The sequence below is a fragment of the Blautia massiliensis (ex Durand et al. 2017) genome (genome assembly GCF_001487165.1).
GTDB lineage: Bacteria > Bacillota > Clostridia > Lachnospirales > Lachnospiraceae > Blautia_A > Blautia_A fusiformis.
Genome location: NZ_LN913006.1, coordinates 3,469,644 through 3,485,509 on the forward strand (window position 1 = coordinate 3,469,644; position 15,866 = coordinate 3,485,509).

Consider the following 15,866-nt stretch of genomic DNA (forward strand, 5'->3'; position numbering starts at 1 on the left):
GAATATTAAGGAGGACAATCTCATGCCAATAAGTGAGAATATGGTACAGGAAATTGTACAGGAAGTTATGGCAAAGATGCAGATTGCAGATGCTCCGGCCGGAAAACATGGCGTTTTCAAGGATATGAATGATGCTATCGAAGCAGCCAAGAAGGCTCAGCTGGTAGTTAAGACAATGTCTATGGACCAGAGAGAGAAGATCATCACCTGCATCCGCAAGAAGATCAAAGAGAATGCGGAAGTACTGGCACGTATGGGTGTTGAGGAAACTGGTATGGGTAATGTAGGAGATAAGATCCTCAAACATCACCTGGTAGCAGATAAGACTCCTGGTACCGAAGACATCACAACAACTGCATGGTCCGGAGACAGAGGACTGACTCTGATCGAGATGGGACCGTTTGGCGTGATCGGTGCGATCACACCATGTACAAACCCGAGTGAAACAGTTCTCTGTAACACAATGGGCATGCTGGCAGGTGGAAATACAGTCGTATTCAACCCACATCCGGCAGCAGTTAAAACTTCTATTTACGCAATCAATCTTTTAAATGAGGCTTCCCTGGAATCAGGCGGCCCGGATAATATCGCTGTCACAGTTGAGAAACCAACTCTTGAGACCAGCAATATTATGATGAAACATAAAGATATCCATCTGATCGCAGCAACAGGCGGCCCTGGTGTTGTAACAGCAGTTCTTTCCTCCGGTAAGAGAGGAATCGGTGCAGGAGCAGGTAACCCGCCGGCACTGGTTGATGATACTGCTGATATCCGTAAGGCAGCAAGGGATATCGTAAACGGGTGTACATTCGATAATAACCTTCCATGTATCGCAGAGAAGGAAGTTGTTGCAGTATCTTCCGTAGTTGATGAGTTAATGCACTACATGCTTACAGAGAATGACTGCTACCTTGCATCCAAGGAAGAGCAGGACAAACTTGTTGAGACTGTACTTGCAGGCGGCAAGCTGAACCGTAAATGTGTAGGACGTGATGCGAAGACCCTTCTTTCCATGATCGGAGTTCAGGCACCGGCCAATACCCGCTGCATCATCTTCGAGGGACCGAAGGAACATCCGCTTATCACAACAGAGCTTATGATGCCAATTCTCGGAATCGTAAGAGCAAAGGATTTCGACGATGCTGTAGAGCAGGCTGTATGGCTTGAGCATGGCAACCGTCATTCCGCACATATTCATTCCAAGAATATCGATAACATTACAAAATATGCGAAAGCAATCGATACCGCGATCCTTGTAAAGAACGGCCCGTCCTATTCCGCACTTGGATTCGGAGGAGAAGGTTTCTGTACATTTACCATCGCAAGCCGTACAGGTGAGGGACTTACAAGCGCAAGCACATTCACAAAGAGAAGACGCTGCGTAATGACAGACAGCCTTTGCATTCGTTGATCAGGAGGAACATAAATCATGGATATGAACAATGTAAATATCGAAGAAATCGTTAAACAGGTTCTCTCCGGCATGACAGGAAACGCTCCGGCAGCAGCTGCTGCACCAAGCGCTCCGGCTGCTCCGGCAGGAAACACAATTCCGAAAAAAGCAAGAGTAGCAATGATGACAGAGAAGAAACATTTTGAGCTTCAGGAGTATGATCTTCCGGAAGTTGGCGACGACGACATCCTTGTTAAAGTTGAGGGATGCGGTGTCTGTGGAACAGATGCTCATGAGTACAAAAATGACCCGTTCGGTCTTATCCCGGTAGTTCTCGGACATGAGGGAACCGGTGAGATCGTAAAAATGGGTAAAAACGTTAAAGTTGATACAGCTGGTAAACCGGTTAAAGTCGGCGACAAGATCGTTACATGTATGATCTTCAAAGATGATCCGGAAATCACAATGTTCGACCTTAACAAGAAGAACGTAGGCGGCGCTGATGTATACGGACTTCTTCCAGATGACGATGTAAAATTCAACGGATGGTTCGCTGATTACATCTTCATCAGAGGCGGAAAATTCGGTTCCACATTCTTCAATGTAAGCGACCTGGATCTTGATTCCCGTATCCTCATCGAGCCATGTGCAGTACTTGTACATGCAGTAGAGAGAGCAAAAACAACAGGAATCCTGAAATTCAACAGCAGAGTTGTTGTTCAGGGCTGCGGACCGATCGGTCTGATCTGCATCGCTGTTCTCCATACAATGGGCGTTCACAATATCTGTGCAGTAGACGGAAATGAGAAACGTCTTGAGTTTGCCAAGAGAATGGGCGCAAACACAACTGTAAACTTTATGAATTTCAAAGGCATTGAGGCACTTACTGAGGCTGTTAAAGAGGCTCAGGGCGGACATCTTGCAGATTTCGCTTTCCAGTGTACTGGAAATCCTCATGCACATTCCAACATTTATAAATTCATCCGCAACGGCGGCGGTCTTTGCGAGCTTGGTTTCTTCATCAACGGTGGAGACGCAACCATTAACCCGCACTTCGACCTCTGCTCCAAAGAGATCAACCTTGTTGGTTCCTGGGTATACAACCTGAGAGACTATGCAACAACATTTGATTTCCTTAAGAGAGCAAAAGCAATCGGACTTCCGATGTCTGAGCTGATCACACACAAGTTCCCGCTTGAGGAGATCAACGAGGCACTTGAGACAAACCTGGCAATGACAGGTCTTAAGATCGCGATTGTTAATAAATAACCTTAACGGGAAAGGAGAAGCAACATGGCAGAAGCTGTAGGAATTCTTGAGGTCTTCGGACTTGCAACAGCCTTTGTGGCAGCTGACGCCGGGTGCAAGGCTGCAAATGTCCACCTGGAGGTATTCGATAAGAATAAACCGGCGAATGCGGACAGCCTGCCAGTACCGCTTCTTGTCTGCATCAAGTACCGCGGAAGCGTGTCAGATGTCACGGCAGCGGTAGAAGCCGGCATGAAAGTCGCAGAGAGCATGACAGGCGTGGTACAGCATTACATAATCCCCAACCCGGAACCAGGTACACAGAAAATGCTGAAAATCAGCGCCCTGGATAAAGATTAAGCGGATTCCGAAGTTTACTTTACAAAAGTGGCGGAATCATATATGATAAAATTGTAACGAAGATAAGATTCAGGAGGATAGAATCATGGCACAGGAAGCATTAGGAATGGTTGAGACAAGAGGCCTCACAGCTGCAATCGAGGCAGCAGATGCAATGACAAAAGCAGCAGAGGTTGCGCTTGTAGGAACAGAGAAGATCGGTTCCGGTCTTGTAACTGTTATGGTTCGTGGAGACGTAGGCGCTGTAAAAGCAGCAGTAGAGAGCGGAAGCGCAGCAGCATCCAGACTTGGAGAGCTCGTAGCTACACACGTGATCCCGAGACCTCATACAGATGTAGAAAAAATTCTTCCGAAGCTCTAATTCAGGCTTTGAGAGGAACAGAAATTAATTAAGGAGTTCGCTCATGGGAAAATCATATGGATTTATAGAAATCACAGGTGTGGTTGCGGCGATCAATGCCCTGGACATCATGTGCAAAACGGCAGACGTTGAGCTGGCGTCATGGGAGCGTAAGCTGGGCGGACGACTGGTGACCCTGATCGTACAAGGCGATGTATCAGCAGTTACAGCAGCTGTCAATGCGGCAGTAGAGCAGGCAATCAAGAAACCTGCCAGTTATGCGGTAATTGCCAATCCTCACGAGGAAATCGTCAAACTGGTTGAGCTGAGTGCAAGCCGGTGGAAAAAGAAACAGCAAGAGAATCCGGAAACAGCACTGGAAAGCAAAAACAGCAGCGAAAAATAAACTGCTGCACCAAAAAAGTCAGAAGTAAACAGAACAAATAAAGCATTAGCAATCCATAAGGAGGATATAATCATGACACAGGAAGCATTAGGAATGGTTGAGACAAGAGGACTTACAGCAGCTATCGAGGCAGCTGACCAGATGTGCAAGGCAGCTAACGTTGCACTTGTAGGAACAGAGAAGATCGGTTCCGGTCTTGTAACTGTTATGGTTCGTGGAGATGTAGGAGCAGTTAAATCTGCAGTAGAGAGCGGAAGCGCAGCAGCATCCAGACTTGGAGAGCTTGTAGCTACACACGTAATCCCGAGACCTCATACAGATGTTGAGAAAATCCTTCCGGTTCTTAAATAATCTAACTGATCAGTTCCAAGACGCACCGGCCTGAGGGCCATTAAGGCTTCCGGCCGGTGTGTTTTGAGTTAAGTTCAGTCATGAAACCGAAAGAAAGCAGGTGTACTCTTGGAAACGAATAATATTGAAATGATCACAAAAATGGTGATCGATGCGATCAACAAAAACGAAGACAAGGGCAATGGTTTCGTTGTTCCTATCGGAGTTTCCGCAAGACATATTCACCTGACACAGGAGCATGTGGAGGCGCTGTTCGGAGAAGGCTATCAGCTCACAAAGAAAAAGGATCTGATGGGCGGACAGTTTGCATCTAACGAAACAGTTACCATTGTGGGACTGAAGCTCCGTGCGATCGAGAATGTAAGGATCCTCGGACCTGTCCGCAGTAAATCACAGGTTGAGGTTTCCGCAACAGATGCGATCAAGCTGGGAATGAAGGTTCCGGTACGTATGTCCGGTGATCTTGCAGGAAGTGCACCGATCGCCATCGTCGGACCGAAAGGTGCCATTTATCTGAAAGAGGGATGTATTGTGGCTATGCGTCACATCCACATGGCTCCGAAGGATGCCCAGGCTGCGGGTGTACATGATGGTGATGTTGTTTCCGTTAAAGCTGACAATGAGCGTGGAACGATCTTTAATCAGGTTAAGATCCGTGTTGATGACAGCTTTACACTGGAAATGCATATTGATACAGATGAAGCAAATGCAGCAAGAATTGCCACAGGCAATACAGTTACCATAATCAAATAATATTCCTCCTTCGGGGATGCCGTTTCCGGCATCCCCAGCAGAGGATATAGAGAAAAACGGAGGCTCATATGATCGTAGGCAAAGTAGTTGGAAGTATTGTTTCCACACGAAAAAGTGAAAAACTCATAGGAAATAAATTCATGATCGTGGAGCCGGTGCATCATATGAAAGCCGAGCACAGCCAGATTGTCGCTATTGATATCATCGGTGCGGGAATCGGCGAATATGTATTGGTGGCACAAGGAAGCGCAGCAAGAATTGGCTGCGGCGTAGAAACAGCACCGGTAGATGCCGCCATCGTCGGTATCGTAGACGACGGTGCAGGATTGGAGTAACGCCATGGATATCAAAGAATTACAGAAAATTATGCAGGAGAATGGTGTTGTCGGAGCAGGTGGAGCAGGTTTCCCTACATACATGAAACTGACAGACAAAGCGGATACCATTCTTATGAACTGTGCAGAGTGCGAACCATTACTGAAACTTCACAGACAGTTGTTGGAGAAGCACGCATACGAGATCATGAAAACATTCGATATGGTTGCGGAGACGGTAGGAGCTTCACAGGCCATTATCGGAATCAAAAAGTCTTATGTACAGACGATCAATGCTTTAAATCAGCATATTGAAGAATTCCCGAGGGTTAAGATCCATCTTCTGGATGAGGTTTATCCGATGGGTGATGAGGTTGTTCTTATTTATGAGGCAACCGGACGTGTGGTACGGCCCGGAGGACTGCCGATCGAGCAGGGAGTAGCCGTATTTAATGTAGAGACTCTCTACAATGTATACCGCGCGGTAGAAGAACATAAACCGGTCACATGTAAATATGTTTCCGTTGTTGCTGAGGTTGAGAACCCTGTTACAGTGAAGGTTCCGTTGGGATGTACACTGGAAGAGGTTGTTGCCCAGGCAGGCGGTACAACTGTAAAGGATCCTGTATATTTCGTTGGCGGCCCGATGATGGGACGTATCGGAAATGGTTCAGACCCGGTTACAAAAACAACGAATGCAATCCTGGTTCTTCCAAAGGACCATGTTATTGTCATGAAGAAGCAGCGGACTTCTTCTATAGATCTGAAGAGAGCAGCATCGATCTGCTGCCACTGCCATACATGTACAGATCTTTGCCCGAGACATAATCTGGGACACCCGATCGATCCGGCAATGTTCATGATGGCAGCATCCAATCAGGATTTCAGAAATGTAAATCCTTATATCAATTCTGCATTCTGCAGCTCCTGTGGTGTCTGCGAGATGTATGCGTGTCCGCAGAGCCTGGCTCCGAGAACACTGCTTGCAGATATGAAGGGCGGACTTCGTAAGGCAGGGATCAGACCACCTCAGGGTGTTCAGCCGAAGCCGGTTCAGGAGTCCAGAGAATACCGCAAGGTTCCTGAGGAGCGTCTGATGGCACGTCTGGGACTTACCAAATATGACAAGGATGCACCGCTTCAGGAAGAACTTGTAAACGTATCGAAGGTAAAGGTTCTCTTAAGCCAGCATATCGGTGCACCGGCACAGGCAATCGTAAATGTAGGCGATATGGTAACAGAAGGCCAGATGATCGCACAGCCTGCACAGGGATTAAGTGTCGGAATCCATGCAACCATCAGCGGTAAGGTTACAGAAGTGACAGACCGCCATGTTGTAATTGCAAGAAATTAGAAAGGACGTGCACAAAATGAGTAGAGCAATCGGAATGATTGAGTTTAAAACCACACCAGCTGGTATCACTGCAGCAGATGCCATGGTTAAGACATCTGAAGTAGAGATCGTGGAGGCGCAGACAGTATGTCCGGGAAAATATATTGCAATTATCACCGGAGATTTAAGCGCAGTAAAAGCTGCTGTAGACACAGCTGTAACAACATACGAGGACAAATGTATTGACAGTTTTGTACTGGGCAATCCACATGAGTCCATTTTCCCGGCAATCTACGGAACCACACAGGTCGAGGAGATCAGTGCCCTGGGAATTCTTGAGACCTATGATGCAGCATCTATCATCGAGGCGGCAGATCAGGCAGCTAAGACAGCTATCGTTGATCTGATCGAGCTTCGTATCGCCAAGGGTATGTGCGGTAAATCATACATGCTTCTTACCGGCGAGGTTTCTGCAGTAGAGGCTTCTATCGAAAGAGCAAAAGAGCTGGTAGCTGAAAAAGGAATGTACATGGATTCCTCAGTGATCGCTCATCCGGACAAGAGAATGATCGATACGATCCTTTAATATTGTCTTTATATCTGAGGGATATCCTTTTGAAGGGTATCCCTGCAATGACATCTGAAAAGGAGGCATCTTATGCTAGCATTAGAGAGAAGAAATCTGATTCTCGAGAAATTACAGGAAGAGAAAAGGGTTGTTGTAAGTGAACTAAGCCAGCTTTATAATGTCTCAGAAGAAACCATCCGCCGTGATCTGGACAAGCTGGAAAAAGAGGGACTTGCCACAAAGAGTTATGGCGGTGCGGTGATCAACGAAGATGTCGGTATTGATTTACCATTTAATATTCGTAAAAACCAGAATGTACAGGGAAAGCAGAAAATGGCGGAGATTGCTGCTTCCATGGTGAATGACGGAGATCACATTTTTCTGGATGCCAGCACAACGGCAGTTTTTGTGGCCAAGGCTCTGAAAGAAAAGGAACGTCTTACCGTTGTTACCAATTCTATGGAGATCCTTCTGGAGCTCTCGGATGTATCCGGCTGGAATATTATTTCCACCGGTGGAGTGATGAAGGAAGGATATCTTGCATTTCTTGGTGCCAGAACCGAGGAAGTGATCCGTTCTTATTATGTGGACAAGGTTATTTTTTCCTGTAAGGCATTAAACGAGGATATGGGGATCATGGAATCCAAAGAAGCCTTTGGAACAACAAAAAAAGCCATGATCAATTCCGGAAAAATGCGTATTCTGGTGGTAGACAGCACGAAATTTGATCAGACTGCTTTTTCCGTGGCAGGACAGCTGCGGGATATCGAGACGATCATCACAGACAAAAAACCGTCTGAAAAGTGGTTGGATCATTTCAACAGGCATAAGATCGAATGCATCTACCCGAAATAGACGGAACATATATTGTGAAACGATTATGTTCATGAGCATGCAGTGTATGCGGAATGCGGAGATCCGCTTTACTTTATCCGAACACAGACAGACAAAAGAGAACTGTGTTTCGGTTTGACGAGAGGGAGCAGTTTCTATGAATACATTTGAAATGAAAACAGCCATCCATTTTGGAGCTGATGCCCTGGGAAGACTGAGAGATATTCCATACAAAAGAGTCCTTGTTATCACAGACCCGTTTGTTGTAAAAAGCGGAATGATCGATATGATCACAAAACCGCTTCAGGCAGGTGGAAAAGAATTTGATATTTTCTGTGATGTTGTTCCGGATGCACCGGTTGGAAAAATTGCCGAAGGAGTTAAGAAATTCCTTCAGTATCAGCCGGAAGCTATTGTTGCAGTAGGTGGTGGTTCTGCCATCGACTCTTCCAAGGCAATCCGTGAGTTTGCCCTGAAGATCAATAATTACGGAAAAGTCGGACTGGTTGCCATTCCTACAACAAGTGGTACCGGTTCCGAGGTTACTTCTTTTGCAGTTGTAAATGATACAGAAGCACATGTGAAGTATCCGCTGATCTCAGACAGCCTGACCGCTGATGAGGCAATTCTGGATGCGGAGCTTGTACGCAGTGTTCCGCCTGCGATTACAGCAGATACAGGTATGGATGTTCTGACTCATGCAATTGAGTCTTATGTCAGCATCAACCATAATGAGTTTACATCTGCACTTGCAGAGAAAGCAATCGAGATCTGTGGCGTATATCTTTATCGTGCATATGTTGACGGTAATGATATGCATGCAAGACAGAAGATGCATGTAGCGTCCTGTCTGGCAGGACTTTCCTTCAATGCAGCAGGTCTTGGAATTACTCACAGTATGGCTCATCAGCTGGGTGCTATTTTCCATATTCCTCACGGAAGAGCTAATGCGATGCTGTTGCCGCATATTGTTGAATATAATGCAAATATCAACAAACGCAGCAGAAGCCAGAAAGAATATCTTCCGGCAGTAAAGAGATATTCCAATATTGCACATCTTCTTGGACTGAGCAATTATAACGAAGTTATGAGCGTAAGATCTCTTGTAAACTGGATCCAGTTTATGCAGAAAGAGATGAATATCCCGCTTACCATCGAAGAGATGAAGACGATCACACCGGATGCTTATTTTGCGGCGGTTGATAAGATGGCGGATATGGCACTTGCGGATGCCTGCACAGCGGCAAATCCGCGTGTACCGAAGAAAGAGGATATTATTAAGATTTATACTAAACTTTGGTCTTTTTGATAAAAGATGAAAACCGCAAAGGGGCCGCAAAGCCGCGGCCCCTCTGCACACCCCTCGGGCTTTTTTTAGAGTGCTTGACTGTGGCGGGCGGAAAGGTTATTGACTTGTGCCTGTATGCTGCGGTTGTTCCGGGTTGAACGTTGTGCCGATGGGGCGCTGTGGGCGCCTTGAATGTGTGACGTTTTGGCGGAGGCTGGCGCGTTTGTGAACGCCGCGCTTGGTTTGCCGGGATGATTGTGGTGTGTGTTTACGTATGTGTGGTATGCGTAGCATTTCGAGGATTGTAAAATTGGTCTGATATGGGTGGGATTATTTATCAGGAATTGCTGGGAGGTTGAGCTGGGATGGAGGTTTATACCGGGTATGGTGATAAGGGGATGACGGATCTTTCCCATACGAAGAATGTTTCAAAGTCGGATGATCGGATTTGTCTGATGGGGTCAGTTGAGGAGCTGATGAGTCATATTGGGCTTGTGCGGGTTCTGGTTGATGATGTGGATGTTGTCCGGATGCTGGAGAAGATCTCGGAGACTTTGAAGAAGATCGTAGATGGGGTTTCTGATCCTTATAATCGGGAGTTTAAGGTCAGTGAAGACCGGACGGAGCTTCTGGAGGAGGAGATTGGCCGGATGAAAGAGATTTTTTCCGGAGAGAGGCTTCCGATTCTTCCGGGGGATTCCCGAGTTGCGGCTGAGATCGATGTGACAAGAGCTGTGGCACGGAGGGCTGAGAGAGAGCTTGCGCTGGTCAGCGTGAAGTTTGGATCGGATACCGGAGCCAAGAAATATATGAATCGATTGTCGGATTATTTTTATGTGTTGGCAAGGTATGTGGATGCAGCGAAGATTGAAGAGAAGAAGACAGATATTTCTGAAAGTGTTCAGGAATCTGTGAAAGCAGAAACTGCTGGGATTGTAGCTAATGTTGGGGCAGAGGCTGTTGGAAGTAGTGCGGATGTTGCAGCGGGTACATCAGCGGTGGATGTAAGAGCACAGGATTCGCAGATGGTGCAGAAAAGGGATGTACAGGCTTTTGATGTGCAGAATGGGACTGTGACGACAGCAGTGGGAGGAAATACGGCGATGGCACAGAATGACAGTATAGCAGCAAACACGGCGATGATCCAGGAAGTGCTGAAGCGTATGGGTATCCAGGGTCGTATCACATTGGATTCTGCCAAGAGGCTTATTGAGAAGATCGAGCAGGAAGCTTTGAGAAGAAACAAGCCTTCTGTAATTGCGGTATGCAGCCCGGATGGAAATCCGGTTGCGGTTCATGTGATGGATGGATCTTTTCTTGTAAGCTTTGATATGGCCGTAAAAAAGGCATATACATCTGTGGCAGTGAAGATGTCCACCATGGAGCTTTCCAGACTGACACAGCCGGGCCAGACATTTTATGGTCTTGGAAAAATGAGTGACAATATTGTGATATTCGGAGGCGGTGTACCCCTGAAGGTTGGAGACACCATCATCGGCGGTCTCGGTATCAGCGGTGGTACCGGCGAAGAGGATAACAGCCTTGCAGAGTATGGACTGCAGGTACTGAATGAGGTACTGTAGGATACAGGATAAAAACAAAACGTATAGACAGCTCAGAGAGAATAAATAAAAGGGACGTGTTGCAGTGATGATTTTTAAATCAATACTGCGGCACGTCCCTTTTGAATTATTTACTTCCAGCTAATCTTCAGACATTTAACGGAAATATCACTTTTTTCCGGTGCCTGGACCATGTTCTGGATAAAATAGGTTTTTGTCATGGTTTTTCCGGGCTTCAGGTTCAGTGTCAGGTTCTTGGTCCAGTACATCTGGTCATAGATACCGGAACCTGTGATGATCTGTACTTTTGCGGTGGTGATGGTTTTCGCAGAAGTATTGGTGAATTTTAAGGTATAATAGGTCTTCATGTCATTGGGGCCATACTTGATACGGGCAACACTGATCTTCAGATTTTTGACGGTAGGTTTGGCGGCCGGTGCGGATACGGTAATAGTGATCTTACGATTGACACCGTTTAAGTTTGCGGTAACTGTGGCTGACCCTTTTTTCTTTGGGACAAGATAGTTTCCGGAAATGGCAAGTACGGAAGGCTTGCTGGATTTTGCATTTTTGATGGTCAGACTGGTACCGCCCTTCAGATTGATGAGGGAACGCATGCTGACCTTGGAGCCAACCTTGAGTGTAGTCTTGGAAGCGCGGAAGGTTGCTACGGTTTTTGAAGGCGAGGTTACTTTTCCGGTCAGCTTACAGGCTGCGGCCTTTGGATAGGATAAAGTGATCTTTGCGGATCCGGCTTTCATGCCCTTCAGGGTAACTGTGAAACGGCTGCGTTTTTTGGAATCCTGAGTGATGCTCTGTACCTTGAGAACAGAGCTGTTGGAAGAAGTAACCTTGAATTTTGATTTGCTGATGGTTTTTACGTAGGGATCAGAAATCTCAATTCCGATGGAAGTGGTTTTTCCGGTCCGGATGCTCTGGTTCAGATAATTGTTGTTGGTGATAAAAATTTCCGGAACAGCCTGTTTGATGGTAACCTCATAGTCACAGTCTACCGGTACCGGACATTCTTTATTGCCGAAATCGAACTCCAGGTAGCCATCCTCTATGTTGTCATCGTAGGTGAAAAAGGTTTCCTTGTATGCCAGTGGTGTATAATTTGAAGTGCTCAGCTTAACCACATTGATCCCATCGATGGAAAATGTGGTGCTTTTTGGGATGACTCCCTTGGGTGAATAAAAGCTTACACGAACTGTCACGGCATAGACCCGTTTTTGGCAGTTTGCATTTTTGATGTTGATCGGGAAATTAATGTCTGAAGACTCATCTTCGATCACACCGTCGGTATCACGGATAGTGGAAGTGGTTCCTTTGGTCACGACCCGGACTCTGGCGTGAGCATCCTGGGGAAGCAGGAGCACAATAAAGGAAAAAAGAATCAGGAAAAAAATTGTTTCGATGGTTTTTATTTTTCTTTTACACATAACAAACCCTCCTTTTTTTATGAGCATACCGGCTGTTACTGAACAGAGGCCCGGGTACTCCATGAATTCATGGTCCTCTGCTGCGGAACAGTATAAACAGACTCTTTCTCTTATATCATTATAACAGGAAACCAGGTAGGAAGTGCATTGTGATTTTTTTGTATCAATTGGCAATTTATCTGTAAATATGTTAAAATGAAATATTCGGAAAACAGCAGCGATTCGACAATGAAAAAGAGAAGCGTTACAGTTCCGGTGGGAACGTAACAGAAAGGATCATGTCGATTTATGACGAAACAGGAACTTTTAAAGACCCATTTCGGGTATGATACATTCAGAGAAGGGCAGGAAGCGGTGATCGATGCGCTTCTTGCAGGAAAAGATGTTCTGGCAGTGATGCCAACCGGCGCAGGAAAATCCATCTGCTATCAGGTACCGGCACTGATGATGAAGGGGATCACACTGGTAATATCACCGTTGATCTCCCTTATGAAGGATCAGGTGAGAAGCCTGAACCAGGTCGGCATCTCAGCAGCATACCTCAACAGCTCTCTGACGCAGGGGCAGTATTTCACAGCCTTGCGCTATGCAAAGGCAGGACGATATCCGATCATCTATGTAGCACCGGAGAGGCTTACCACAGAGGCGTTTCTGGATTTTGCGCTGAGTGCGGATATTTCCATGATCGCAGTGGATGAGTCACACTGTGTATCACAGTGGGGACAGGATTTTCGGCCAAGCTATCTGAAGATCGCAGAGTTTGTTGCACAGCTTCCAAAAAGACCGGTGATCGGTGCATTTACAGCTACAGCCACGAAGGAGGTCAGGGAGGATATTGCAAGACTTCTGGGGCTTCAGGATCCCTTTTGCACAACCACAGGATTTGACCGGGAAAACCTTTATTTTGCAGTGAAAACACCGAAAGATAAATATAAGGAAGTACACGATTACATACTGGAGCATCCGGACGACAGTGGAATCATCTACTGTCTCACCAGAAAGCTGGTGGAGGAGGTCTGCGGAAAGCTGATCCGTGACGGCATCACGGCCACCAGATATCATGCAGGACTTTCCGATGAGGAACGCCGGAACAATCAGGATGATTTTATTTATGACCGCTGTCGTGTGATGGTAGCCACTAATGCATTTGGAATGGGAATCGACAAGTCCGATGTGCGTTATGTCATTCATTATAATATGCCGAAGAACATGGAAGGCTATTATCAGGAAGCAGGCCGTGCGGGCCGTGACGGCGATCCTGCGGAATGTATCCTGCTTTACAGCGGGAAGGATGTGGTTACCAATCAGTATCTTATCGAGAGAGGACAGGATAACCAGGAAATGGAAGCGGCAGTCTGGCGCCTTGTCCGGGAGCGTGATCAGGAGAGGCTGAAGCAGATGACCTTTTACTGCTTTACCCATGATTGTCTGCGTGAGTACATCCTGAAATATTTTGGGGAATACGGAAAAAGCTACTGCGGAAACTGCCTGAACTGTCAGACCGAGTTTGAAGAGCAGGATGTGAGCCAGGAGGCCAGGGCAATGATCCGGTGCGTGGAAAGCAGTGGTCAGAGATACGGGGTGAACGTGATCCTGGATACTCTGCGCGGCGCATCTACGGCGAAGATCCGGCAGTATGAGATGGATGGAAATCCGGAATATGGAGTCTGTGCAAAGATTCCGGCACACCGGCTGCGGCAGATCTTTAATTATCTGGTACTGAAGGAATATCTTTATCTGACGGATGACGGATATACGATTGTGAAGCTGACCGCCGCTTCCAGGTCACTTCTGGAGGAGGCGCATATCCTCACAATGAAAATGTCAAAAGAGCTGGAGACGAAGAAAAAAGAGAAACGGAGCAGACTTCCGAAATCTGCAGTCGGGGAGCTGGGAGAACAGGATGAGCCCCTTTTTCAGAAGCTCCGTGCTCTTCGCCTGGAAATCGCCAGAGAGGAAAAAATCCCCCCTTATATGGTCTTTTCCGACAAAACCCTTATCCATATGTGCATTCTGAAGCCCGGAAACGAGGAGGAAATGCTGAATGTGACAGGAGTCGGCAGGCACAAGTACGAAAAATACGGAAAAAGGTTTATAGACGCGGTGAAAAATCTGTAGGAAAGAGACTTTTGCTGTCGGAAAATGAAGAGCGAAATGTTCTGAAATTTCTTGCATTTTAAAGAGGCATTTGTTAGAATAAGACAAGCAGGAAACATCCGGCGGCTATAGTGCGGCCGGATCGTTTTTAACTGTATCATATTCTGCTGCACGTTCCGGTGCAGCGTACAGGCATTTCGCAAGCAGAGTTCTATGCAGCAGTGGAATCCCTTCGAGTAGATGGACCGACTGTGTGAGATATCCGTTGGTCAGAAGCAAGCAGTGAGGTGGATGATCGTATCCGCTTTCAATTAAGACATAATCTGGTGCTGGTCACTGCGTGAACAGAGATCAGGCTCCTTCACGATCTGCGTCGGCTTTTTCATGCAGAAAATCTGCCCTGCCGGCTTTTTTTCTCATACAGAAGAGTAGCATGTATTCATAAAGACATGAACATAGCCCGTCTGCAAAACGGGAATCCGTTCCGGCATGACTGTTCTCCGCCAGGCCGAAAAAGCTGTATTTACATAAAACAGCCCAATTCCTCAAAAAGCAGGATATCCGCAATATGTGCGAGATCCTGCTTTTTGTCATGTAATACTCTGGTATGTGCCATTAAGACGTGGAAAAATATTTCAGCGTCTTTTATATTTGCCGGGGGTGATCCCCTTGTACTTTTTGAAGGTACGGATAAAGTAGCTCAGATCATTAAAGCCATTCCGATAGGCAATCTCCGTGATGGAATCATCGGTGGTAGCCAGCTGGCAGCAGGCCTGCTCGATCCTCTGGCGGTTGAGGTAATCCATTGGTGTTTGATGCGTCATCTCGGAAAAGAACCGGCAGAAATATTTGGGAGACATGGAAACCGAAGCGGAAAGCTCCTGCAGGGTAATGGGGCTGGCATAGTTCTTTTCAATAAATTCCACGACCTGCTTCAGCTGGACAATGCGCTTGTAATCTCGTCTGGTTTTCCGCAGACTTTCCAGGTAGTAATGATTACCAAAAACCAATCCGAAAAAGTGGTAAAATTGTCCAAACACAACCAGCTCATATCCTGGCTTCCTCTGCCAGAAAGAATCAAAAAGAGAGTTCACCGCTCTCTGGATATCAGGCTGCTTTTCGGTGAAATGGTGATAGATCAGCAGCTCCTGGTGGCTGATCTTCTGCATATATTCTGTGCAGACGGAATTAAATTTCAGAAACATGTTCATATCAAAAACAATGCACTGATAGATACAATCCTGAGGAATTCCGGAATGCAGAACTCCACTATTGACAAAAATCACATCTCCGGCTTTTGCTGTAAAACTTTTTTCGTCTAAAGTGACGGTGAGAGTGCCCTGTAATACACGCATGATTTCACATTCTACATGCCAGTGGTAGGACATGACATAGCGTGGATGGCTGCTGTCAATGTGGTGGAATTCAAAAGGAAATTCATAGGTACCTCGAAGTCTGTCCTCATTTCTTCCAAGATCGTGCAAAATACAACCCTTCTTTCTTAAATTTTATAGATTTTTTAGGAACTCATATGAAAAAGTGAATATTGTACTGTTTTTTGCTATTATAACACAAGT

Annotated in this window: 16 protein-coding genes; 14 read left to right on the plus strand and 2 right to left on the minus strand. The window is 46.3% G+C overall.

Annotated elements, in window-relative coordinates:
• The first annotated feature begins 22 nt into the window (after nt 1-22).
• From BN3261_RS16795 to BN3261_RS16855, 13 genes are all read left to right on the plus strand, one after another.
• On the plus strand, nt 23-1,411 hold the full coding sequence (locus BN3261_RS16795; protein ID WP_059086813.1) for an aldehyde dehydrogenase family protein: 1,389 nt from the start codon (nt 23-25) through the stop codon (nt 1,409-1,411).
• An 18-nt stretch (nt 1,412-1,429) separates the two neighbouring features.
• On the plus strand, nt 1,430-2,662 hold the full coding sequence (locus BN3261_RS16800; protein ID WP_059086814.1) for a zinc-binding dehydrogenase: 1,233 nt from the start codon (nt 1,430-1,432) through the stop codon (nt 2,660-2,662).
• A gap of 24 nt (nt 2,663-2,686) precedes the next feature.
• On the plus strand, nt 2,687-3,001 hold the full coding sequence (locus BN3261_RS16805) for a BMC domain-containing protein (protein WP_015525953.1): 315 nt from the start codon (nt 2,687-2,689) through the stop codon (nt 2,999-3,001).
• 85 nt (nt 3,002-3,086) lie between these two features.
• Nucleotides 3,087-3,362 (plus strand): propanediol utilization microcompartment protein PduA, encoded by a 276-nt coding sequence (gene pduA, locus BN3261_RS16810; RefSeq protein WP_015525952.1) that lies wholly within the window; start codon nt 3,087-3,089, stop codon nt 3,360-3,362.
• Between the two features lie 43 nt (nt 3,363-3,405).
• A complete protein-coding gene (locus tag BN3261_RS16815) occupies nt 3,406-3,747 on the plus strand; it encodes a BMC domain-containing protein (protein ID WP_021977483.1) in 342 nt (113 codons plus the stop codon).
• A 72-nt stretch (nt 3,748-3,819) separates the two neighbouring features.
• Nucleotides 3,820-4,098, plus strand: coding sequence for a BMC domain-containing protein (locus BN3261_RS16820; RefSeq protein ID WP_005427721.1), 279 nt, complete (start codon nt 3,820-3,822; stop codon nt 4,096-4,098).
• Nucleotides 4,099-4,239: 141 nt separating this feature from the next.
• Nucleotides 4,240-4,851, plus strand: a complete 612-nt coding sequence (locus tag BN3261_RS16825; RefSeq protein WP_373152625.1) for a phosphate propanoyltransferase — start codon at nt 4,240-4,242, stop codon at nt 4,849-4,851.
• A 68-nt stretch (nt 4,852-4,919) separates the two neighbouring features.
• Nucleotides 4,920-5,186: a EutN/CcmL family microcompartment protein gene (locus BN3261_RS16830; RefSeq protein WP_015525950.1), complete on the plus strand. Its 267-nt coding sequence runs from the start codon at nt 4,920-4,922 to the stop codon at nt 5,184-5,186.
• 4 nt (nt 5,187-5,190) lie between these two features.
• Entirely contained in the window at nt 5,191-6,519 is a 1,329-nt protein-coding gene (locus BN3261_RS16835; protein ID WP_015525949.1) for a 4Fe-4S dicluster domain-containing protein, read from the plus strand.
• A gap of 16 nt (nt 6,520-6,535) precedes the next feature.
• Complete coding sequence (locus BN3261_RS16840) at nt 6,536-7,084, plus strand: BMC domain-containing protein (protein ID WP_015525948.1); 549 nt, start codon at nt 6,536-6,538, stop codon at nt 7,082-7,084.
• Nucleotides 7,085-7,156: 72 nt separating this feature from the next.
• Nucleotides 7,157-7,921: a DeoR/GlpR family DNA-binding transcription regulator gene (locus BN3261_RS16845; RefSeq protein ID WP_059086815.1), complete on the plus strand. Its 765-nt coding sequence runs from the start codon at nt 7,157-7,159 to the stop codon at nt 7,919-7,921.
• 136 nt (nt 7,922-8,057) lie between these two features.
• Nucleotides 8,058-9,209 carry a 1-propanol dehydrogenase PduQ gene (locus BN3261_RS16850; RefSeq protein ID WP_015525945.1) on the plus strand — a complete coding sequence of 384 codons (1,152 nt, stop codon included), beginning with the start codon at nt 8,058-8,060 and terminating at the stop codon, nt 9,207-9,209.
• A 344-nt stretch (nt 9,210-9,553) separates the two neighbouring features.
• Nucleotides 9,554-10,771: a cob(I)yrinic acid a,c-diamide adenosyltransferase gene (locus tag BN3261_RS16855; protein ID WP_059086816.1), complete on the plus strand. Its 1,218-nt coding sequence runs from the start codon at nt 9,554-9,556 to the stop codon at nt 10,769-10,771.
• Nucleotides 10,772-10,881: 110 nt separating this feature from the next.
• Here BN3261_RS16855 and BN3261_RS16860 read toward each other — a convergent pair whose 3' ends face one another.
• Entirely contained in the window at nt 10,882-12,192 is a 1,311-nt protein-coding gene (locus BN3261_RS16860; protein WP_059086817.1) for a hypothetical protein, read from the minus strand.
• Between the two features lie 288 nt (nt 12,193-12,480).
• Here BN3261_RS16860 and recQ point away from each other — a divergent pair, with 288 nt between their 5' ends.
• Nucleotides 12,481-14,310, plus strand: a complete 1,830-nt coding sequence (gene recQ / locus BN3261_RS16865) for a DNA helicase RecQ (RefSeq protein ID WP_059086818.1) — start codon at nt 12,481-12,483, stop codon at nt 14,308-14,310.
• 614 nt (nt 14,311-14,924) lie between these two features.
• On the opposite strand, the gene BN3261_RS16875 is transcribed toward recQ, so the two are convergent.
• Nucleotides 14,925-15,773, minus strand: a complete 849-nt coding sequence (locus BN3261_RS16875) for an AraC family transcriptional regulator (protein WP_021651531.1) — start codon at nt 15,771-15,773, stop codon at nt 14,925-14,927.
• Nucleotides 15,774-15,866 lie beyond the last annotated feature (93 nt).

Coding starts and splice junctions, on each gene's coding strand:
- BN3261_RS16850 (WP_015525945.1), top strand. CDS start 8,058: ATGAATACATTTGAAATGAAAACAGCCATCCATTTTGGAGCTGATGCC.
- BN3261_RS16795 (WP_059086813.1), top strand. CDS start 23: ATGCCAATAAGTGAGAATATGGTACAGGAAATTGTACAGGAAGTTATG.
- BN3261_RS16805 (WP_015525953.1), top strand. CDS start 2,687: ATGGCAGAAGCTGTAGGAATTCTTGAGGTCTTCGGACTTGCAACAGCC.
- BN3261_RS16860 (WP_059086817.1), bottom strand. CDS start 12,192: ATGTGTAAAAGAAAAATAAAAACCATCGAAACAATTTTTTTCCTGATT.
- pduA (WP_015525952.1), top strand. CDS start 3,087: ATGGCACAGGAAGCATTAGGAATGGTTGAGACAAGAGGCCTCACAGCT.
- BN3261_RS16840 (WP_015525948.1), top strand. CDS start 6,536: ATGAGTAGAGCAATCGGAATGATTGAGTTTAAAACCACACCAGCTGGT.
- BN3261_RS16830 (WP_015525950.1), top strand. CDS start 4,920: ATGATCGTAGGCAAAGTAGTTGGAAGTATTGTTTCCACACGAAAAAGT.
- recQ (WP_059086818.1), top strand. CDS start 12,481: ATGACGAAACAGGAACTTTTAAAGACCCATTTCGGGTATGATACATTC.
- BN3261_RS16835 (WP_015525949.1), top strand. CDS start 5,191: ATGGATATCAAAGAATTACAGAAAATTATGCAGGAGAATGGTGTTGTC.
- BN3261_RS16820 (WP_005427721.1), top strand. CDS start 3,820: ATGACACAGGAAGCATTAGGAATGGTTGAGACAAGAGGACTTACAGCA.
- BN3261_RS16800 (WP_059086814.1), top strand. CDS start 1,430: ATGGATATGAACAATGTAAATATCGAAGAAATCGTTAAACAGGTTCTC.
- BN3261_RS16825 (WP_373152625.1), top strand. CDS start 4,240: ATGGTGATCGATGCGATCAACAAAAACGAAGACAAGGGCAATGGTTTC.
- BN3261_RS16855 (WP_059086816.1), top strand. CDS start 9,554: ATGGAGGTTTATACCGGGTATGGTGATAAGGGGATGACGGATCTTTCC.
- BN3261_RS16815 (WP_021977483.1), top strand. CDS start 3,406: ATGGGAAAATCATATGGATTTATAGAAATCACAGGTGTGGTTGCGGCG.
- BN3261_RS16845 (WP_059086815.1), top strand. CDS start 7,157: ATGCTAGCATTAGAGAGAAGAAATCTGATTCTCGAGAAATTACAGGAA.